The organism is Geobacter sp. SVR, assembly GCF_016865365.1.
Lineage (GTDB): Bacteria > Desulfobacterota > Desulfuromonadia > Geobacterales > Pseudopelobacteraceae > Pelotalea.
Genome location: NZ_AP024469.1, coordinates 1,012,030 through 1,033,012, shown reverse-complemented (window position 1 = coordinate 1,033,012; position 20,983 = coordinate 1,012,030). Strand labels below are relative to the sequence as shown.

The following is a 20,983-nucleotide window of genomic DNA, read 5'->3' as shown; positions in this document are numbered from 1 at the left end:
TAGATGTCAATAAAATGTATGGGCTAACTATTTAATTTTTCTAAAAAATATTCATTAGAAATGATTAGTCGATTGTCCGCCCGGCAACCTCCTCATCCGGCACGTACTCCATCAGCTTGTCAACGCTGCAACCAAAAAAAGCGGCATAATTTATCAATATTGTCTGTCGTGGGGTAGTGTCTCAATTTCAGATACCCCTGGACCTTTAATTCAATAGCTTCATCGTTGCATTAAAAGGTCCAGGAGACAAGCGTAGCGCGTCAGCTTAGCACCGCCATCTGCCGGCACGACCTCCACCCTAGAAACAGAAAACCCCCTGGCGGCATCAATTCCGTCGGGGGGTTCTTTTATTTTCAGGTTCATCTGGCAGTAATGGCCCAATTTGTCTTTGTCGCCATGGCCTATCTCTTTGATGACCCTTTCGGGTCACAAACATCTTAACGCCAATGGACTTTGCGGGACAATAACACCCCCCCCCCAGAAAAGCGGGTCTTGTTTTATGAAAAGGACGCACATCTCCCGTCATGTGCCGGCGGAAGCTTGTGCCTGGCCACATTGATCTTCGGCAAACACCGGCTTATTGCGACGCTTGGTCCGAAACGGAAAATCCTTGCGGCACAGTTTCAGACCATGACGCTTGCCTTCCAAAACTATGGCCGTTACAAGCTCTGCCTTCTGGCGCACGATACCGGCGTATGGTGGTAAACCGTCAAGGCGCGAGAACGCTCCATGCAGGACATCCAGTTGCCGATGTCGAACGTTATCCAGAAGTCCGGCCTTGATTTCCCGATACTTGTCCTTAGCGAGGTACACCGTGACCTTGCGCCCCTTGTGTGATGCCGGGACGACTTTAAGGACGGTTGATTCCCCAACGCGGACTTGTAACGGTTTATCGTGGAGAGATACAAAGCGGTCCGTGGTTGGCAATGGCTCGCCATTCGTACGTAGAATCACGGCGGCATCTTCCCACCGTAGATACGCATAGTTCGCCAGTCCTTTCAACTGCCGCCGGTACCGTTTGTCCTTCCCCAAATCAGCACAGTACTTCCCCGCGATTCTCTGGTCAATTGTCCCCCATTCCGCCTGTTTCTTCATTGGCAGTTTGACGAGACAGTAATCCTGATATCCGTGTCCCATCAAATTAACAATCTGTTGTACGTATCCCTGCCAGTCTGCCGCTTGATACCGCATACCATCACCTCCCGGTTGGAATGCGGCACGGTCGACGTGAGCCTTCCGGCCCAAGTTAGGCCGCACCTCCCTATTCACGAACCAAGCGGCTCGCGGACACGGAGGGGCGGCCAAGCCCCAAAACATGTGTGTACAAAGGTGCGAACTTTCCCTCGTCCTTACTGCTGCCGATGCCACTCGGCAGGACAACGGGAACGGACTGCCCTGCCCGTTCCCTTCAAAGGTACTGATTCGCGCTAATCAGACCTCGCAGCCATCTTTCGATGACCCGGTCGGTCTTTTCCGCGTTAGACATATGCGTCAACGGCAGGATCAGGCTGCTCCATTCACGATTGTGTGCCGCGAGGCACGGGGGCGAATCTGGAAGTCCCCCCTTACTTTTTGCCGACAATCCCGGCAAATTTGGGATACTCGTGAATTTCATCGCGGTTTGGCCTAACCTCTTCCTGTCGTCTCACCTGGTTGCACCCTCATGGGCGCTTTGGCCGTGCAGCATTGGCACGGGCCTTAACGGGTTGAGCTATTTACTTGAAATAATTACTTATTTCAAGCTCCCCCGCCAGGTCTGGCGTTACGTGGTTACCCACGTCCCGCAGAGCGGATTTACACCGCTTCGCATATGTCGTGCACCTCGAACTAGCCGCCGAGGCACAATTTCCGCGTCGCCCAGACACAGCTTTACCAGTGGGTAGAAGCCCCCATTACAGAGGACAGCCCCCATCGCCACGCAGCGAGCAACTCTCGTTGCACTGCGCGACACCCGCATGGTCTATGTGCCAGGTTGGCAACCCGGTAGTAACGACCATGCACCACATCTTTTCCCTGATTGGCTAGATCCGGGTGATTGTGGCTGTACACACACATTTTGTTAGCAAGGGATTAAATGCTTCAGGCGGGAAGACCCTTTATCATCAAAAACCAAGAAGACTGAATTCAAGGCATGGGTGCTGCGCACCCAAATACAACCACTGCATGGACGCTTCGCGACCAAATTCTTATATATAAGTTCGCGATTCTGTATCTTACTGAAATAAATACCTATTTATATCGATAATCAAGAGGGAGTTTTACTAACGAGAAAAAATTTGAACTTCATGAGAAAGGGCAGCGTCCACCTTCGAATACCTGAACAAGCTATGAAAAGCCATGAAACGGCACCGTCGAGGTGCCGTTTTCATTCGTCTTTGAGATCGCCACGATCTATCTGAATGCGGAAGAAGTCGTCCAGTGCGCGGCGGACAAGGGCGAACGGGGTTCGTCTTCTGCTAAGCCTTACGGCTTGAATCAAGAGACGCCCCAAATCCACATCAAAACATTTCCTGCGCTGAGATGGTAGATGCGAAAAATGGAGGACAGGTGAGTCGGAGGAGTCCAAGCGCTTAAGGCGCCTGACAGGGGATCATCGGATAAAGTAACACCTTGCGTTCAAGATGAACGTACTAAACGAGAACTTGGAAGCCTGGAGACAGGCTGGATGCCGCAAGCGGCAGTTCCCTTTCGGGATAGATGGAGATGCATGATGGATACCATGCCCAAGGGGGAATGTCCAGCGGTTTTTTACATAACTATATAATATATCGCTGCTTTCACTATTGACAACAATGGGGAAATATGATGCCACCGCAGCCAACCACCTGAACTGCTGAGGTTTTGGAGAACGTTTGCGTTGGCTGAAGATACTGCCTTTGAATAGAGGCTGTTAGGGACTTTGCGGGGGGAACATTCAGTCCAAAAACGCCTTCACGATTTTGTATAGCCGACGCTGATCGGTTTCGCTCAGCATCTGTACCATGTCACAGATCTGTTTTTCTAAATCTCCAGCATCGGCCAAGTGCTGAAACTCGAAGAGGCGGGGCAAAGGAACTTGCAGTACTTCGCTTATTCTAATCAGCCTATCGAGGGAAGGATAGCTTTTCCCGAGCTCGATTTTGCTCATATGTTTTTGGTCAATCCCAAGTTTTTCCGCCAGTTGTTCCTGATTCAGGCCCTTTCTTTTTCGTTGCTCCCGAATCCGTAGCCCCAACATCTCATTTACCGTCTGCATGCACATCCCTCCCAGCACAAGATGGCTGGCAATTGAAGGGATTTAAACGTATATATAGACGTAAATATCTTTACTTTACGTATAATATATGGTACAAATTCAACACGCCTACAATAAATGGAGATAAAGCCACTTGAACATCAAGAGGATCGGAAATGAATAGAACTTTTAAAACAATACTTGGAACGATCACCGCAGCGGTTCTTTTCGGCGGGTTCGCAGCATTCACCTTCAGCGACGCGCTTGCAGGAGTGGTTGCCGGGGTATTCGCGCTGGTCATCGTCGGGGGCATCCTCTTGGCCGTTACCACACCGTATACTCGCATGGAAGGGAAAGCACGGGCTACCCACTCCGAAGACAACGACAAATTCAACATTTACCTTGATCCCATATTCAGCAGATTCCCCGGAAATATCTGGTACGAAGAATAAGAGGGGGAAAGATGAACAGAATGGTTAAGACAATACTTGGGGCGGGGATAGCAGCTATCCTTCTCATGGGACTGGCAATAGCTACCCTTCATGTCCATACACCGGCATGGGAAGCCTACCGGACAGTAGTGTTCTGGATGATCCGAATTGCTGGTGGCGCAGCGCTCGTGGTAGGATTACCTTTTGCAGTATGTACCAGTAACCTTACTTTTCAACAATGTTGGTCGACCCTCTGGTTAACTGGCAAAATTGACTGGACGCGCAAATGAATTGCACCTTTAGATCTTAAAAACACCAACGACGCCCCCCCCCCGCAGGGGCCAATAGGCCTATTACAATGACTCGTCAACTTAACGGGTGACAATTTTTAAAAAAATAACCGAAGTTCGCTTTTGCTATTGCTTTTTGGTTTTGACGGGGATAGGGTGCGATTCGTATCATTCAACCGCAGCCCAGCGTTGCGGAACCCTTCGGGGGACCAGCCAGACAATCTGGTGATTTTGTGAGCACATGGCGTCCATGTCACGCGACAGGTTCATCGAACGCCATGTCATAATAGTGATCTATCAATCCGCAGAGATACAGGCGTTTTTAGCGCCTCCCTTCCCGCCTCAAAATCCAGCATCCCAAAATTCATAAATCATCAATTTCTAAACTATAATACCGTCGGCCAGAATTGCCGAAGGAGGTCCTAGTTTGGATTATACCAACAGATATATCCTACTCTTTTCCTGGCCAATGATCCTCTATCATGGAGCAGTACAATCAATGTTCATGTGCCACCAGGCATGCCATTCGTCCCAAAATTCCAATGAACCTTTATTCAGTGTAGATTGAGTTCGACATAGGGGCTGTCCCATCGGGGGGCGGTACTCCATATCACTTTAACTGGAACCTGTCGCGGAACAGGACTCCAGTTATGAAGGTTAAAACAAACAGGCCCAGCAGCAAGTCGCAGGGCGAGTATGTGTTGATAGTTGAAGGATTGGACCATCTTGACCGCTACATCTCTTTAACCGAACTGTCCATTGTGCGCCGCTGTATTGATGATTTGCTACGTGATCGGGCCGCCACAGCGGACCGTAGGAAGGAGGAAGAACAATGAAGAAAGCCGCCCTTTACGCTCGCGTGTCGACGGGGAAGCAGGCCCAGGCCGATCTGTCGATCCCCGACCAGTTGAGTTCCATGCGCTCTTGGTGTGAGCAAAACGGATATGAAGTGGTGCGGGAGTTCATTGAGCCGGGGGCCAGTGCCATGGATGACCGCCGCCCGGAGTTCCAAGAGATGATCGGCGAAGCGTGCGACTCCCACAGGCCCTACGACGCTATCATCGTCCATAGCCTATCCAGGTTTTTCCGCGATCAGATCAGTTTGTGCAGCTATGAGCGGAAACTGCGCAAAAACGCTGTCGTCCTGATCTCCATCACTCAACTCACTGCCGATGACCACAGCGGCGAGTTGACTAGGCGGGTGATCGCCATGTTCGACGAGTTTTCGAGCCTGGAGAATTCGAAGCACACTCTGCGGGCGATGCGGGAAAACGCCAAGCAGGGATTCCACAATGGATCGCAGCCCCCTTTCGGTTTCGACGTGGAAGAGGTGGAAATCATCGGGCACAAGAAGCCCAAAAAGCGGTTGGTGGTGAATCAGAAAGAGGCGGAGGTGGTGCGGTCCATTTTCTCTCTGTATATCGAGGGGAGCGGCGGGCTCAAGGGCGTGGCGTCACAGCTGAACGGTCGGCAAGTGCTGCGCCGGGACCACGCCTGGAGCACGACCACGATCCATCATGTCCTAACCAACCCTATCTACCGTGGAGAACGGCTCTTCAATCAGATCCACTGGAAAAGCGGCACGGAGAAGCCAGAGGGAGAGTGGGTGCGGACAACTATCGAGGCGATCATTGACCCGGATGTGTTTGATTTGGCGGTAAAGAAGCTGAAGCAGCGCAGCCCGGCAATGTCCCATCCCCGCCTGGTGTCGTCCCCTCGGTTGCTGACCTCGATTCTGAAGTGCGGTGTGTGCGGCGCCCGAATGATCGCAGCAACAGGTAAACGGAACTTGTATCACTATTACAAATGCTCCACCCGCATCAAAAAACACCTGGACCTATGCACATCCCGTCCGGCACCAATGGAAAAACTGGATCAAGCTATCCTTGAGATGCTGGCTGATCGCGTCTTTACGCCGGAACGGGTGGCGGCACATTTGGCCGAACGGCGACAAAACAATGGGAAAGGGGCAACACTGTCGGACCTGACAAAACAGCTGGAAGCAGTGCGCTTCCGGCTGGCCAATGTCTATAGAGCCATCGAAAACGGCATTGAGTTGGATGATGTGTTCCGGGAGAACCTGGCCAAACTCAAGCAGCAAGAGTCGGACATAACAAGCCGCATCGCCGTCTATGAGCAATCGCCCCAAGCGCTGACGGATTCCATCGACAAGGCGGAGATCGCCACGTTCTGCTCGCTGCTTCGGCAGCAATTGCTGGACACGTCGCGCTCCACCACCAAAGAATTACTGCAACTGCTCGTGAGCAAGATTGTGTTGAACGAGGACCACGTGAAGATAACGGGTGGGCGTGTGCCGCTGGCAGGGGCTGTGAAACTTGCGGCCCAAAAAAAGAAATTGAGTACCCCTCACGAGGTACTCAATTTCAATAAAGGTTGGCGTCCCCGAGACGATTCGAACGTCCGACCCCTTCCTTAGGAGTTAAATGTATTTACTGTTTCATGTATTCCAAACCGGTTTCAATCATATCGCTTAAGTATCGTAATTTATATTGAAAAACAGCACATTATGTCGTAATGTTGTTTCAAATAACTCCTGTTGATTCCGTCCGAATCCAGGCCATTGAAGTCACTTTTGAAGTCACTTTTTACAGAAAGTGACTTGGGTCTTGTCTGGACATGAAGTTGACTGACACTGCCATAAAGAACCTGAAGCCTCGGGATTCTAAATATTATATTCACGGAGATATGAGTAACGGCAGGCATGGCTTCGCAATTTGCGTATACCCGGCAAGCCAGAAATACCCATCCGGCACGAAGAGCTGGTTTTTCATTTATCGCTTTGAAGGAAAGCGGTGCTTTCTCCCCCTGGGGAAGTATCCGACCATGAGTCTTGCCGACGCGTCAAGAGAACTTGAAAGGCATTGGCAAGTGTTCGCCAGCGGTAAAAACCCGGCAACAGTTGAAGAAGATAAAAAGATCGAACTTGAGGCTGCTCCTACGGTCAAAAAACTTGCCGAAGAATATATTGAACGTCATGCCATGGCAAATAAAAAGAGCTGGCTGGAAGATCAGCGCATTCTTGAGAAAGAGGTTTATCCCGCATGGGGAAAGAGGAAAGCTCAGGACATAACGAAAAGGCACGTTAACGATCTATTGGATAAAGTTGTTGATCGTGGCAGCCCTCAGACCGCAAACAACATATTCAAGATCATCCGCAAGATGTTCAATTGGGCAGTCGAAAAGGATCGATTAAAAATATCCCCATGCCTTGGGGTAAAGGCGCCTGCCGCAATCACAGCAAAAGACCGCGTTCTAAGTGCAGCAGAAATCAAAACCTTCTGGAACTCGCTTGATAACCCTGATGCTTCGATGACCGTTGAAGTTCGCCACGCAATCAAATTAATTCTGTTAACAGCACAAAGGCCCGGCGAGGTCTCTGGAATGCATACCAAGGAGATTGACGGTAACTGGTGGACTATCCCTGCCGACAGATCGAAGAATAAGAAAGCGCACCGAGTATATTTGTCTCCCCTCGCTCGTGAAATCATTGCCAAGGCCATTGTGGAGGCTAAGGCAGCTCAAAAAAGAGCTGAGGCTAGAAAAGCTCGGGAAGACAATATTTCGAGAAAGGTATCAGAGGAGAAGGAATATTGCGGCTACATATTTCCATGCCCACACCTCAAAAAGGATAAGCCAATTGAGCGCCATTCTTTCAGTAAGGCATTAAAGCGCAATGAATCAGAGGATGGTTTGACTACACTGGGAATCACTACATTCACCCCCCATGATCTTAGGCGGACGGCTGCAAGCTTCATGGCCGAATCGGGCGAAATGGATGAAGTGATTGATGCTGTCCTGAACCACTCAAAACAGGGAATTATTAAGGTTTATAATCTGTATCGTTATGACAAAGAAAAACAGAAGGCTCTTGAAATGTGGGAGCAAAAGCTGATAAGCATCGTTACAGTCACAGAACCCCAAGCTGATGCCAGTCAATCTTGACAAAGCAAAATAGAAAACGAACTTGACTTTATCCGCCAATGGCGGATAATAGAATAAGCATGGAATTTATCGAGACCCCAGTATTCACAAAGCTGATAGCAACTATGTTGCCCGATGATGATTACCGCCTTCTCCAAGACGATATTGCTAAGAACCCGCAATTAGGCGACTTGATTCAAGGCGGCGGTGGGATTCGTAAGCTTCGCTTCGCGCTGCCCGGCACGGGCAAGCGGGGCGGTGCCCGCCTCATTTACTATTGGCAGACATCCAGGGATAAAATTTACATGCTGCTGGCATACGCCAAGGCAAAGAAAGAGAATCTTGAGCCGGAGCAGGTAGCCATACTCAAGTCATTAGTGAAGGAGTTGGAACGTCATGGATAAAGAATTATTTGACCAATTACACAAAAGTATGAAAGAAGCCGTTGCGATTGCCAAAGGCGAAATGATGCCATCAAGAGTATTCACTGTCGAGTCACCTGACGTGAAGGCCGTGCGCGAAAAAACGGGGCTGTCACAAGCCATGTTCGCCGCAATGATTGGTGTGAAGGTAAAAACCTTGCAAAATTGGGAGCAGCACCGGCGTAGCCCTACCGGTGCGGCAGCTGCGCTTCTGACTATATTTGACCGTGAACCGGAAACTGCTATGAAGGCTCTGCATGGTTAAATCCTGGTATAGCATTTCAATCTAAGGCTCACATTTTATTCCGGATTGTGCTCCGGCAACGTCGATGGCAGACAGAAAAGCTCATACTTATTGGTAAAATTTCCTACACCACGAATGGGAAGTACTTTATGGAGCACGTGGTGGTTGTATGAGATAAGAAATATTTTTCGATTACGATCCTTAAACAATCTTGATAGAAAGTTGCGTAAAAGGCTTATGGTCATTTCCTCCTGATACAGCATGAAACGGCCTGTTTTCCGATTGGTTAGGGAAGATATTCTGTAAATATTCCCTTTGGCTGTATTGATTTCAGCTTCAGCTATTTGATCTTTGCTGCCGATGCATATCCTGTCAAAATCGAGCCAGTGAATTTCTGCCCCTTCTTCCTGAGATTTATCCACAATGCTTGGGTATTCCGTTTTGCGCCATTTCAGCAATTCTCTCCTACTCAGCTTGTTTATGCCCTTTGTAGGCATCTGAGGTGTAAAGCCCCAACGTTCCAGATATTCTGTAATTGCTCGGAGTGATACTTCGACGCCAGCCTCCTGAGTAATAGTCAAGCGGATTGCTTCTCTTGTCCACAAATTACAACCCAAATCAAGCTGGTCAGGTGTCTTGTTCAGCAGAATTTTTTGGACTGTTCTCTCCTCTTTTGGAGTCAACAGTCTATGCTCTCCAAGCTTTCGACCTCGATGTTTTACCTTGAGAATATCGCTTTCACCCTTCCAATAGAGTTGCCAAATCGAGCTAGCTCTGGTCTCGCTGATCCCAACCGTTTGAGCTGCAAGCTGGTTGCTCATACCTTTTTCCCGAAGACGAATGAGTCGTTTGCGTAATTTTTGTTGGGCTTCAGGATTCAGCTTTCTGGCGTCAATTTTTTTCATAGGAAATCACATAACACATAATATATGCGGTTCATATGTTTAAGTTCCGAAAAAATATAAATGTGAAATTTTGTATAAAATCACTCTGCATATATTTTATTCAGTAATTTTACGGTTCATATATTTAACGCCTGATTTTTGCCTTTTGCCTCATCTATCATTCAATTTGCAATTTAAATGTCCCATTTCGAGGCATCAAAATGACTTCTGTAATAATGTACATATGAAACTAATCAGTGAGGTTTATATGTCGAGAGAAATTCATAGGGCGTATGCTCTTGGTGAAATAATTCGTCCACGCGACCTGCAAAAATTTACTGGATTATCAAGGACTACAATCTGGCGGCTCGAACAGGAGGGGAAATTTGTTCAAAAGATTCGCCTTACTCGGCATTCGATAGGGTATAGGCGTTCTGATATCGAGCGCTGGATCGAAGACCGCATAGAACAATAGGAATGCGAGTCATTTCAAGTCACATTTTGAACCTGCAATGCGCTGGTGAGTAAAATTCTGATAATAATAATTTATAAGTGGCTAGCAACTAGAAGGTAGTTCTGTAAATAGTATTATACATAAGGGTGTAACCAATAAATGTTGTCTTACCATCGTGTAGCATTCATTTATTCATCCACGGGTCAAATAGTACCACTAGAAAGCAAAAAATATGCTTTCTAGATAGAAGAATATTGCCAATAGGTCACTATAAATCAGTCATTACACATTTAACCATATGCCATTAAATAATCACTTTCGTTCAATATTTTAGATCAATTAGTTAATTAGGCATTTAAACATATAAACTTAAAAGTCATGATGACAATGGAGAGTAATACAACCAGCTACCATTAGACCAACTGAATTTTAGTTTAGATATTTAACTGCCTAACTAACTGGATAAACTGTTGCTTTGTGTACCTACACACCATTTTAAGAGAGGGTTGTAACATGGCAAAACAGCTTAAGCTAAAATCAGAGACACAGAGTGATGTGCGAGCTAAGGTGGGCTTTCAGCGATTCAACATCCAGATGCCATGTTATCGAGATCAAATATTTACTGAAGCAGATCAGGCAAACCCCTACAAAAAGATGACGCAGGCATATAAGGAACTGGTTTATAGGGATAGGCCGTATTACTTGTTTATGACCCTGACTTTTCCTTTAACTATGTCCTATTTTCACAGATGCAAATACACCAGTCGATTTATCAAAAAACACAACAAGATGATCTTTGGACCGGATTACTTAAAACGAGATGACCATATGGAAGGTTATGCCTTTTTTGAAGAGCACCCTAGTATCGAATTTCCGGATCGTTATCATGTCCATTTGCTCGTCAATAGTAATTATAGATATGCCGGTTGGAACCTCAAGACACATACGGATATTTTCCATAAGGCTGCGGATAAAGTCGTCGTAGGAGGTCAAAAAGTGTTCAAGCATGATTGCATAGATATTCGAGAGGCAGGAAATGATCTCAGGATTCGTTACTGCTTCAAGCAAATAGAAGACCGAAATCTTGACCATCTCAAGATCATTGGAAAGAATGGATTGTCTGATAGTTTCTAAAACGACTCTACTAAACCCGTCCGGTTGCCAAGCATAAGATCCACGTAGATTACCGCAAATAGTCTATCAGGTTGCTACAAACGCAAGGTCACATGTCGTCCTGTGCCAATTCACGCAAGCGCTCCGGCGAAATGCCTGAATTTTGTAGTAACCAGGTCAAAAATTTATCAAGTTCATGCCATTGCGGAATAGAGCCATATTTAGCAGTAAGCCTTTTCTCAGCTTCCTTAAAGCAATTGCCCTTATGCGCATACATAACTTCAACCACTGAATTGCCTTTTTCGTCATATTCATTCAAAGCCGTGCCCATACCGGCTACAGTGATTTTCTCGCCACATATATCACAGAAAATATATGGCTGGTTTATGCTATTGACTCGCGTGATTTTAATCATAGACTCTCCTGGTTTAATCCGCTGTTGTGACTTGAATGGAATTGAAAAAAGGTCGCGTTAGAGGGTATCTGCCTTCTCCATACTGCGGACAACTGTAACCTGCTGAGTAAAGTGCAACGTTGTAACGCGATTCAGTACGGGTGGAACTTTCGATAAGGTCGAAAATCTGCTTCAGTTCCTCATAGGGTATGCCTGTGACAAAGCAACCGCACACGGTTTAGTCTGTCTCTTTGATTACCAAGGTTTGCTTGCATAGGGGATAGAATGTTAGCATTTTAGGGAAATATTGAGAAGTCGTGTCCCAGCGTTTCGGCTGCCTCTGCCGCAGATAGAAGTGTATCTGGCTGAATAGCTGAAAGTCCACGATGCCGGCAAAGATATATTGTCAGCCACTCAAAAGGATGAAATATCTCCCAACCGAAATCGAAATATTTGTAGCAAAGTCGCGCGTAGTGTTCAATCTCTGAGAGCGAGGAGGGCGTCCCAATTCCGTCTGGTTGTTCCACTGCGGATACACTCCCAGCTAATGCCAAGGTAAGGTCTAAATACATGATCCATATTTTGTCACCCATGCTTCGCTCACCCCAGCCTTCTTGCTCCACGAACGAAAGTATTACTTCCTCTCTCAGGTGAAAAGCCCAGTCTGCCAGGAGACGGTTTTTCGACGAAAAGCTCGCAAGTATAAATATGCCAAATACTTTACGCAGAGTTTGAGAACATTGACCGCTAAGTTCAGATGATAAAGGCAAAAACGCCCGCTCCACCTGCCGTGCTACATCAAGAAGTCCATCCGCCATTAACTCCTCTGTAAGAAGAGAGTCGAACGGCGATGGCGGCTCCCATCCCACAAGTAGATATCCTAGCTCGGCAAGGCTATTACTCAGATACTCTTCAAATTGGATGGTTTGGAACTTATTTGCAGCAGCCAAATAATATTCAAATGCCTTTTGCTTCTGATTCATCTCAGCGGCGCAATTCCCCATATGGTGCAGGAGAGACCCGATATTAATCTGATCACTTCCCTCCTCCACAAGAGCAATTGCCCGCTCATAATATTGTAAGGCATCAACTGGTCGTCTGGCGTGTTCATGCAGTGTACCTTGTTGTTTTAGGGTCATCGCCAACATATGTTTGGCCCAATTGAAATTGCCCTGATATTCATTCTCATTTGTTTGACCAAACTTATTAGCTGTCATCTGAGCAATTTTTTCATATTCAACCGCAGCGACTGCGAAGGCTTCAGATGCAACATCAGTTTGTTTGTTCATTTGAGCAAGCACACCGCGGCCATTCGCGGCATTGGCGATTAAAACTGGGTCTGACGAGTCATCTGCTAAACTGATAAGCTCCGAAACCGTAGAACTGGCTATTTCGGTATTTGCGGAGCGTTCGGCAAGGGCAAGTAAGCGGACTAAGAGCTCACTTGCTTGATGTTTATTCCCTATCCGCGCAGCTGCGTCGGCCCCCATCTGCAATATCTCAATACCAAGCTGTACGAAACCGTTGACAAAGCAATATACCATTAGGCATCCTGCCATGCTGGCGGCAAGTTTAAGGGATTTCTCACTCGCACGATCCAGCGATATTTGCAAGCCATTCAAGAAATTAGGTAACTCGATGCTAAACAATTGAAGTCCCAACGCCACATCGCCGACCTGCATGAAATTGCTATCAAGAAATCTCGCCTGCGCGGTCATGTCCATTACAAGCAGACACTCAAGTTCCTCAATATCATGAGAAGAATTTTCATGAAACTCAGAATTGACAAACGCCCGAATTGGCGAAAGAACATAGAGTCGAGTTCCAAATGGCATGGTATTATTAACATCTACAAGATGCCAACGACGAAGGGCTGCAACATCCGCCATATAATCAACGAATCCGAATTCAATTGCTTCAGCCAGCATATCAACAAGAAAACCAGCCGGACACTGAGCTGCCATCCAGAGCACTTTACGTTGTTCAAAAGTGAGAGTTTGGTAAGACACGGACAAACAAGCGTGAAGAGACGTATGGGTATTCTGCCGCCGGCGTGTAGGATTTTGGATCGCAACACTTCCGCTTCTTTGAATCTTCTCCATCACTGTTGATGCAGACTTAAAGTACCTCAGGAGGCCTGCCGTAATTTGTAGCGTAAGAGGATGCCCCTGACAAAACTCAACCAGTGAACACAGTACTTCTGTCTCACAGTCAAAGTTTCTCAATTCTGGTACAAGCGCAGATTCAAGAATTAGTAAACTGGACTCTTTGCTAATAGGATCAAGCTGGAGACGTTTTTCAAGATCCAGGTTGATCAATTCGACCTGAGACGTGAAAATGAACTGCGGTGTAGTTGTCATTGTCAAGAGAGTTCCGAAGAAATCCTCTATATCGTCCATGTCAGCAGGAGACATTTGCTCGACTCCATCAAAAACGAGACGAACTTCTTTATCAGCTAACATGTCTACAATCGAGCAAGAGTCAGCAGGACTGCCTGGCTTTGAAAGCGCTGACAACAAGGCACGTTTGAGATCGTTCACGGTCCTGTAAGCTTCAATATTCATCCAAAGAACAGGACGTGGATCAGAACTGAGCTTAAGAGCATTAAGCAAAATCTGAGTCTTGCCAATTCCTCCAGGCCCCTCAATACTTACTGACCTTTTCTGCCTGAGCGTTTCAACCAACTCCCCCAGATCATGTTGGCGGCCAATAAATTGCGATGCGGGATTAGGCATACGACCTACTACACTTTGCGTTGTATTCAAACGTGGAAGTAAACGGTCACGTATTTCGGCGATTAGCCGCAGTTTGAGTTCATTCAGTTCAGAGTATGGAATCAGTCGTTTGGTCTCAAACTTTTCATGACACTCAACGCATAAACGGATCAGATTGTGGTGGTGGTGTGAACGGGACTCAGCGTATGGTACTATGTGAGCATTCTCAAGCTTGTAGCCCCTCCCACACCTCGCGCATTTGCCGCCGCACTCTACCTTCAGGTAATCACCAATGTATGAAGGAAGTGAGGGGCGGGGTGTGCCAAGCTCTGACCACGGCTGTCGTAAGTATTCGTCGAAGGTTTCAAGGTCTGCGCGGAGAAACCCTTCGCATCCACCTTCACTTGTATATTTTAGGGTAAAATCGTCTCCAGCGGCTTTTTTGGGTGGGTAAACAGCGTAGGCAAATAACAACTCTGGAGTGACCCCGAGAAAATGGGCGGCCTCGTCGGGGCTAAGAAGCTCTGAAGCGGGATCTCGATCAGAGTTTAATGGCATAAAGGTTTCCCCTACAAATTCCAAATTATCCCTTTATTCGGAGAATACCCTGGATGAGAGCATCCGCAATTCGTTGGGCATCGAGAGTGGATTGCCCGAGTCCAAGCCTGATTGTCTGAAAAGCTTCTTCATCGGTGATACCAATTGATTTCAGAACATGTGAGGGTTCGACCTTGACTGTGGAACAGGCTGAGCCAGCTGAAAATGAGAGTTTGTTTTTCAGCAGATGGATTAGGGCCTTTGCCTCAACACCGGGGATGGTAAGATTCAGATTATGGGAAAGCCTCTTCTGAGGATGCCCGTTGAGCTTGATGTCCGGAAATGTTTGCTGAATTCGTTGGCAAATCAGGCTCGCTACCTCCATCAGCCGATTATTTTCAGCTTTCATCTCTTTATTCGCTAAGGACAGGGCTTCCGCCATTCCGACAATTCCCGGCACATTCAGCGTTCCCGAACGCATCCCCTTTTCGTGGCCGCCACCGAAGGAAATTGGGCTTAGCTTGATCAACGGTGAATAAGAGCGGACAAAAAGCCCGCCAATGCCTTTTGGACCGCAGAACTTGTGAGCACTAAAAGACAACAAGTCAATGTCCATATCATAGACGTTGATCTTCTCGTGGCCAGCTGCCTGAGCGGCGTCAGTATGAAAGAGAATGCTTTTTGATTTAGCCAATGCGCCGATCTCTTTGATCGGCTGGATTGTGCCGATTTCATTATTGGCAAACATTACCGAGATTAAGATGGTTTCCTTGGTAATGGCCGCTTCCAATGCTTCAAGATCAATAACTCCACAAGCGTCCACCGGCACGAGCGTTATCTCGGCACCCTCACATTTCAGATAGTTCAGGGTATCCAGCACAGCAGGATGCTCAATTATGGATGAGATGATGTGACGGCCTTTATCCCGAAACTTGCGAAACGCCCCGATCAAGGCCAGATTGTTTGCTTCAGTCGCACCACTGGTAAAGACAATCTCACTCTCCTTACGGCAGCCAAGAAGCTTTGCGATGGTTTGCCGTGCCTCATCAACAGCCTGTTTCGCCTTATTCCCGTGGATATGATCGATACTGGCAGCATTGCCGTAGACCTCGCAGAAATACGGCAACATTTTCTCCAACACCCGCCTGTCAACTGGTGTTGTGGCGTTATGGTCGAGATAGATCGGTTCTTCCATTGCTCAGTTTGCCTTTATCAACTGCGCCAAATTTTCCAGCCCCCGGACGCGATTCACAAGCAACTCAACACCGCGATTGATATGGGCGAGGAAATAATCATCTCTATCCTTAGCCTTGATGTGCTTTTCATGGCACCATTGCAGGAACAGTGATGTAAGTACCAGTTCATGCTCACCCAATAAGGTGTAGCGATTGATCTCCTGCCCAGATTCCTCAGTAAACAGTTCCAGCGCCGGTATGCCATTTTCGGCAATGGAAATACCCAAGGCAAGACGACAGGCGACGTTCGGCGTCAGGCCGGTGCGGCTCTTAAACAATTGCAGTTTCTTGGTTGATTCCTGCGAAAGCTTGATGCGCTTGAAATTTAGTCCGCTCAGTTCCAAAAGTAGCCTTCCTTTACCACAGTCGATTTGCTTTCTTCGCAATATTCAAGATTATATGCATTAGCTACGTGTGGGCGGAGCCGGTTGAAGTATTGTTGATCGACTTCAGTGTTGGTGGAAAAAATCATCATCTGATGCGATGCCTTCGGGAAAAACAGTTCGATAAGATTATCCCGGTGCTTTGAATCCAGACGCGCCAAGGGTGTATCTACGATGAATGGCAGCTTTTGCCCGGAGGTTTTTGCCAAGGCCCACAGCATGGACATGGCATAAATTTCCAATTCGCCGGATGACAAACTGCTCTTGTTGATAAGCCTTTCCCTGCGGTCATACAAAGTGACAGAGAAGGTTTCAGGATCAATTTCGACCCGGGCAATCATATCGTCCTTGCGATGAACCACCTTGAAAATTTTTGTGAACTCCTCTTGCAAGCTGTTGATTTTTTGTTTGGCGAGGTGCAGATGATACTTTGCCAACACTTTCTCCACCTTCAGCACAGATTGCAGCTTTTCATCCTGCTCGTTGGAAGCCGCAATTTTATGGTTTATCTGTTCAATCTTGCGGACCAGTTCACTACGGGTACTGGTCAGTTCCGCCAACTGTACGTCCAGAGTGGCTTGCTTCTCGGTAATCCCACCAAGCTCAATATTCAGACCGTCCAGCGTTTCATACATTGGTTTAATGAACTCTTCATCCGGCACCTTGGCAAGTTGGGCAATAGTATCTCGCAATTCTCGAAATTTGACTTCATACATATCAGTCAAGACAGCCATTTCAGATGGGATCACGTTGACAGCTCTTTCAATCAACCCCAGAATTTCCAATGCCTGTTTCTGTGAAAATCCAAAAATCTCCGATTGTTTTTCCTGCTTGGTTTCAACCGAAAAAAGTATTTCAATTTCAGTTTTAAGTTGGGACTTAATCTTTCGGAGAGTGCGTGAATCAAGACCATCAATTTTCAAGAAGCCCGACGAGCTGATGATCGAAAGCATTTCATCATGTTTTTTCTTAAGGTTTTCAGACAGCAACGTATTTGCCTTATACTTGCTTTCATTCTCAATCTGCTTCTTCAGTTTCATGGCATACGTTGACACTATCGCCAACGGCAGCAAGCCGGCTGCCAGCTCTCGTAATTTGTCCTTGAGCGAATCAATATCACTCTCAAGACTACCTTGCTTCTCTTCAAGACTGACTCGGTTGCGATAATATCCTTCGCCCTGTGCCGCCATTTTATTCCTGTAATCCGTGATTCGACTATTCAAATGTTGAATTGAGTTTTCCAATGAGGCTTTGTCATCCATCACGATGTTGATTTGCGTTTCGGTCTCTTCTAATTGTGCTTCCAGTGCTGTAATATCCCTGGTGAAGTTTTCCGTAGAAAGTTCTTTAAGAAACTTACTCCGATAGATCTTTAAATCCGCTTGCAATCGTTCGACTAGATCTAGTCCCAGCAAGGACAGGATTGACCTCTTCAGTTCTTCACTACTATCGTCGGACATCATCTTTTGAATTTTTTCACCGTCAAAAAAGAATAGTTGCGACAATCCCAGTGGGATGATCTCCTTGATGAAGTCCTGCCATCCATCTCTTTCAATGTCATCCAACGGATTACCATTCTTTTCAATGGTCAAGGTTTCATGCACTTTCTTGCCCGCGACTTCCCACATCCGTTCCACCAGATAGGTATGAACCGCTCCGAGATGTGCATACTCAAACTCCACGGCAATCGAGGCGTTGTTTGGCTGAACCACCGTAACCTTGGAACAGTGGATTTTCTGTTTCAGGTATTCGTGATACTTGGCAGTGCTAATGGCACCAAACATTTCTGAACCATACAAACTGAGCTTGATGGCATCAAAAATAGTGGTTTTACCCGCACCGTTCAGGCCACCAAAAAGGACGATAGGTTTACTGCTTTGGGGATCACTCGCACGAAGCCGTAACACATGCGTACCGGAAAAATTACCGAGATTTGTCACTGCCAGTTTATTAAATATCATTTTGCGACCCAAGTGACTCCAGGATTTCTTCCTCTGTGTCCCAGTCCTCATTGAAAATACGGTCAATTTTCTGCAAAATACCCGCTCGACGGCTCATGCTCTGCATTCGGCGTTCCTGATCAATCAACTTTGTCGGCAATCCAGTGTTGATACCTTCCTCTTCACAGAGTTGCTTAAGAAGTCGGAAATCTTCCTCTGAAAATTTCACGCCATCCTCATGTAACCAAATATGATCATCACCGATGACCTGCCGATAAATGTCCGGGACAGAATCAGCCCACTCCTCTTCCCGCCAGTAATCACGAATATATTCCAGTTCTTCAAAGGAAATCAGACTGACGGCAGGATCGGGGCCATTCTTGCGGATGTCATTCTGAATCTGTAGAAGTTTATTTAGAAACTCCTTGCGCCACTCCAGTTTATACGGACCATAGGCAATACGTGATCCATCTCGCACGTAAGTAATTTTGCCGTCACGTCTTTTGTGACTGCGGTAGATATGCTTCTTCTCCGGGTCTTGGGTATCGCTCAGAAAATCCCGAAACTCAAGCAAAGGCGTCATCCACTCTTCACCATTATCGATCAGGTTTTCCATGGTGGTGTCCTGCTGAACCAGTGTACAGGTCCAGCAGCCAAAACGGCTACTACCGCAAGACGGAGTTGATTTATCGACCACCATTGGACACTCACCACCGCTGGCGTTCTGATACATAGCGGCAAGGTCACGGTTATTGCCACCCCACTGACATTTATGGCTCAGTAGATACATCCAGACATCATCAGTCGTCATTTCCTCAATAGGGGTAAATACGAAGGCAGCTGGCAGAGTCGGATGCTTGGAAAGCCCCATGTGGTCCCTCACCTTACTGCTCAACACCTGACTACGGGAAGCGCTCTCGTCACGGCGGGCACCAAGCACTACGGTTGCCTCTCCCCATCTATCAACATAATCGGAAATAAAGCGGTTTACCGGTTCTATCTTCAGCCGTTCTGTACACCAGCGGAAATTGCGACTTGGTGCGGGGTAGCCCTTGCCAATCAGGTTCACCCAGAAGCTATTTTTGAACAGAGGCCTCAGGCGATGGGCATGGATAGGCAAGTTGCTGGCACGGGCAGCCACATTGATCTGCTCCAGAGTTTTTGCCACATAGTCGATGATGTACGGCGTTTCAACCAGAGTGTCCGTGGAAATAACATGAACATCCTGTTTAAGTTGGTCATGGGGGATTTCTTCGATTGCATCCCAGACAAGCTGCATGACAACGGTGGAGTCTTTGCCGCCTGAGTAACCGACCACAAACGGACGATTATAGGCCAGATACACCTTTTTGATGTGTTCTTTGATCTCGGTTATTTTATCCATATATGGTCAGGATTTCCTTAGGAATGTATCTTCAATCTGGCGTTCTTCAGGTGATAGTGGGAGATCAAAATAGTTTTTGAGGTAGTTGGTTGTCAAGGCAACGCAGGTATGAGATTTGCTGATTTTACCGTAGTGCATGGCGCGCCCTTCCCACAGAGCGCTATTCTTTCTTGACCAATCAATATCATCCAGTTTTTTAAGGTCTACTTTATAGTCACGGCCAGGTGTAGACAGTAGGGCAGCCCCCAACTTACCAATAGCATGTAAGGCAAGCGCGTGAGCATGTACATAGTCCAAGCGCAACTCGCAAGTACTGATATCCTTTGATGCCGCAAGTTTCCAGTCGCGCATATTTTCAGTAACGCAACTCCAATAATCAAAAGCTACCTTCATTTCAGCATCAGAAATTGTCTTAGACTTTTCTGTCCTACGTAAAAGCGCCAGTGTGCCTTGATAAATGCCACTCAAAGTGAATAGTTTGGTGGATCGATTGGAGATGGAAGTCTTTTCCATCTCAGTAAGGTTTCTGAAGACAGGGATGTTTTCGACTACTTCGCAGGCAAGGCTGGATAATGGGTCGCGGTGGTCAAACAGAATTCCGGTTGAACGTGAGGGACGGAGGGCATGCTTGTTGAGGTCGGCGAACATCTGCTGGGAGTGTTTCAGCCCCTTGTCGATGAAAAATACAACAGAAATTGATTCGTCACCCAGATCCGGTTGTTCCTTCAATGCCTCTTCTATTGCGGCTCTACGATGCTGACCATCGTTCAAAATGAAACGGGCTTCAATAGGTATTCGAAGTGTACCAATGTCTTGGTGTTCTTTGCCATCAACGATAAGCGTGTCAAATATCACTTGGCTATCAATTGAAGCGGTAATTGCAGAGAAAATGTAATTTTGGCGATTGGTAGTTATATACCGTGACATTTCAGGAATGCGATTTCTATTCAATACTCGCTGGGAGCGAAGTTCAGGAGGCAATTCTTCGGGTTGAAACAGAAAAAGGCGGGGGACTATTTTCAAGGGACACATGGAGATGTAAAATTCACGTCCTGCCTGCCTTCCCTTGATGGCAGAAAAAGAATATTCCCCAATAGACATAACCGCCCCCTTATTTTAACTTCCACCGAACTGGAAGTTAAAATAAGATTAAATGGAAGTCAATTTTTTTCTTTATGTTGGGAATTTTCTATTGGACTTAAATCGAATCAGTTTCTAAGAAGTTTGGGAAATATTTATAAAACTTGGCAAATTTAAAACATCATCCTTTGGGAAAAGCTCAAGGTCTATTCCGCTGGTATCAATTTGAGCGGTGTCAAGAGGCATTCTGGCATAATATCAACCTGTGAACTGAACTGAGCCTAGTCCAGCGAAAAATTGTCAACTTCTTCCCGGCAATTGG

Annotated in this window: 18 protein-coding genes; 8 read left to right on the top strand and 10 right to left on the bottom strand. The window is 46.8% G+C overall.

The genetic code is table 11. The features are described from left to right. Nucleotides 1-522: 522 nt before the first annotated feature. Nucleotides 523-1,191 carry a hypothetical protein gene (locus tag GSVR_RS04845; protein ID WP_173195973.1) on the bottom strand — a complete coding sequence of 223 codons (669 nt, stop codon included), beginning with the start codon at nucleotides 1,189-1,191 and terminating at the stop codon, nucleotides 523-525. Between the two features lie 1,723 nt (nucleotides 1,192-2,914). Beyond that, nucleotides 2,915-3,235 carry a helix-turn-helix domain-containing protein gene (locus GSVR_RS04840; RefSeq protein ID WP_173195975.1) on the bottom strand — a complete coding sequence of 107 codons (321 nt, stop codon included), beginning with the start codon at nucleotides 3,233-3,235 and terminating at the stop codon, nucleotides 2,915-2,917. Between the two features lie 155 nt (nucleotides 3,236-3,390). On the opposite strand from GSVR_RS04840, the gene GSVR_RS04835 reads away from it, so the two are divergent. The 6 genes from GSVR_RS04835 (at nucleotide 3,391) to nadS (ending at nucleotide 8,564) form a co-directional block, all read left to right on the top strand. Further along, complete coding sequence (locus GSVR_RS04835; protein WP_173195977.1) at nucleotides 3,391-3,666, top strand: hypothetical protein; 276 nt, start codon at nucleotides 3,391-3,393, stop codon at nucleotides 3,664-3,666. A gap of 919 nt (nucleotides 3,667-4,585) precedes the next feature. Continuing rightward, nucleotides 4,586-4,771, top strand: coding sequence for a hypothetical protein (locus GSVR_RS04830; RefSeq protein WP_173195979.1), 186 nt, complete (start codon nucleotides 4,586-4,588; stop codon nucleotides 4,769-4,771). Then, on the top strand, nucleotides 4,768-6,372 hold the full coding sequence (locus tag GSVR_RS04825) for a recombinase family protein (RefSeq protein WP_173195981.1): 1,605 nt from the start codon (nucleotides 4,768-4,770) through the stop codon (nucleotides 6,370-6,372). Before GSVR_RS04830 ends, GSVR_RS04825 begins: the two co-directional genes overlap by 4 nt. A gap of 200 nt (nucleotides 6,373-6,572) precedes the next feature. After that, nucleotides 6,573-7,898, top strand: coding sequence for a site-specific integrase (locus tag GSVR_RS04820; RefSeq protein ID WP_173195983.1), 1,326 nt, complete (start codon nucleotides 6,573-6,575; stop codon nucleotides 7,896-7,898). Nucleotides 7,899-7,957: 59 nt separating this feature from the next. Further along, a complete protein-coding gene (locus GSVR_RS04815; RefSeq protein ID WP_173195985.1) occupies nucleotides 7,958-8,281 on the top strand; it encodes a type II toxin-antitoxin system RelE/ParE family toxin in 324 nt (107 codons plus the stop codon). Further along, nucleotides 8,274-8,564, top strand: a complete 291-nt coding sequence (gene nadS / locus GSVR_RS04810) for a NadS family protein (protein ID WP_173195987.1) — start codon at nucleotides 8,274-8,276, stop codon at nucleotides 8,562-8,564. Before GSVR_RS04815 ends, nadS begins: the two co-directional genes overlap by 8 nt. A gap of 35 nt (nucleotides 8,565-8,599) precedes the next feature. Here the strand turns inward: nadS and GSVR_RS04805 are convergent, their stop codons facing one another. Further along, nucleotides 8,600-9,448 (bottom strand): winged helix-turn-helix domain-containing protein, encoded by an 849-nt coding sequence (locus tag GSVR_RS04805; protein ID WP_173195989.1) that lies wholly within the window; start codon nucleotides 9,446-9,448, stop codon nucleotides 8,600-8,602. Nucleotides 9,449-9,671: 223 nt separating this feature from the next. Here GSVR_RS04805 and GSVR_RS22330 point away from each other — a divergent pair, with 223 nt between their 5' ends. Together GSVR_RS22330 and GSVR_RS04795 are read left to right on the top strand one after the other, a co-directional pair. After that, nucleotides 9,672-9,902, top strand: a complete 231-nt coding sequence (locus tag GSVR_RS22330) for a helix-turn-helix transcriptional regulator (RefSeq protein WP_370552064.1) — start codon at nucleotides 9,672-9,674, stop codon at nucleotides 9,900-9,902. 492 nt (nucleotides 9,903-10,394) lie between these two features. After that, nucleotides 10,395-11,015, top strand: a complete 621-nt coding sequence (locus tag GSVR_RS04795; protein WP_173195993.1) for a hypothetical protein — start codon at nucleotides 10,395-10,397, stop codon at nucleotides 11,013-11,015. Nucleotides 11,016-11,103: 88 nt separating this feature from the next. On the opposite strand, the gene GSVR_RS04790 is transcribed toward GSVR_RS04795, so the two are convergent. The 7 genes from GSVR_RS04790 to dndB form a co-directional block, all read right to left on the bottom strand. After that, nucleotides 11,104-11,409 (bottom strand): hypothetical protein, encoded by a 306-nt coding sequence (locus GSVR_RS04790; RefSeq protein WP_173195995.1) that lies wholly within the window; start codon nucleotides 11,407-11,409, stop codon nucleotides 11,104-11,106. Between the two features lie 275 nt (nucleotides 11,410-11,684). Next, nucleotides 11,685-14,660: an NB-ARC domain-containing protein gene (locus GSVR_RS04785; RefSeq protein ID WP_173195997.1), complete on the bottom strand. Its 2,976-nt coding sequence runs from the start codon at nucleotides 14,658-14,660 to the stop codon at nucleotides 11,685-11,687. A 25-nt stretch (nucleotides 14,661-14,685) separates the two neighbouring features. After that, nucleotides 14,686-15,834 carry a cysteine desulfurase family protein gene (locus GSVR_RS04780; protein WP_173195999.1) on the bottom strand — a complete coding sequence of 383 codons (1,149 nt, stop codon included), beginning with the start codon at nucleotides 15,832-15,834 and terminating at the stop codon, nucleotides 14,686-14,688. 3 nt (nucleotides 15,835-15,837) lie between these two features. After that, a complete protein-coding gene (gene dndE, locus GSVR_RS04775) occupies nucleotides 15,838-16,218 on the bottom strand; it encodes a DNA sulfur modification protein DndE (protein ID WP_173196001.1) in 381 nt (126 codons plus the stop codon). Further along, nucleotides 16,209-18,230, bottom strand: a complete 2,022-nt coding sequence (gene dndD, locus GSVR_RS04770; RefSeq protein WP_173196003.1) for a DNA sulfur modification protein DndD — start codon at nucleotides 18,228-18,230, stop codon at nucleotides 16,209-16,211. The genes dndE and dndD overlap by 10 nt, the downstream gene beginning before the upstream one ends. Then, the gene (gene dndC / locus GSVR_RS04765) at nucleotides 18,208-19,581 is read right to left on the bottom strand and encodes a DNA phosphorothioation system sulfurtransferase DndC (RefSeq protein ID WP_173196005.1); all 1,374 of its coding nucleotides are present in this window, start codon (nucleotides 19,579-19,581) and stop codon (nucleotides 18,208-18,210) included. Before dndC ends, dndD begins: the two co-directional genes overlap by 23 nt. 6 nt (nucleotides 19,582-19,587) lie before the next feature. Beyond that, nucleotides 19,588-20,682, bottom strand: a complete 1,095-nt coding sequence (gene dndB, locus GSVR_RS04760; RefSeq protein ID WP_173196007.1) for a DNA sulfur modification protein DndB — start codon at nucleotides 20,680-20,682, stop codon at nucleotides 19,588-19,590. Between the last annotated feature and the right edge of the window lie 301 nt (nucleotides 20,683-20,983).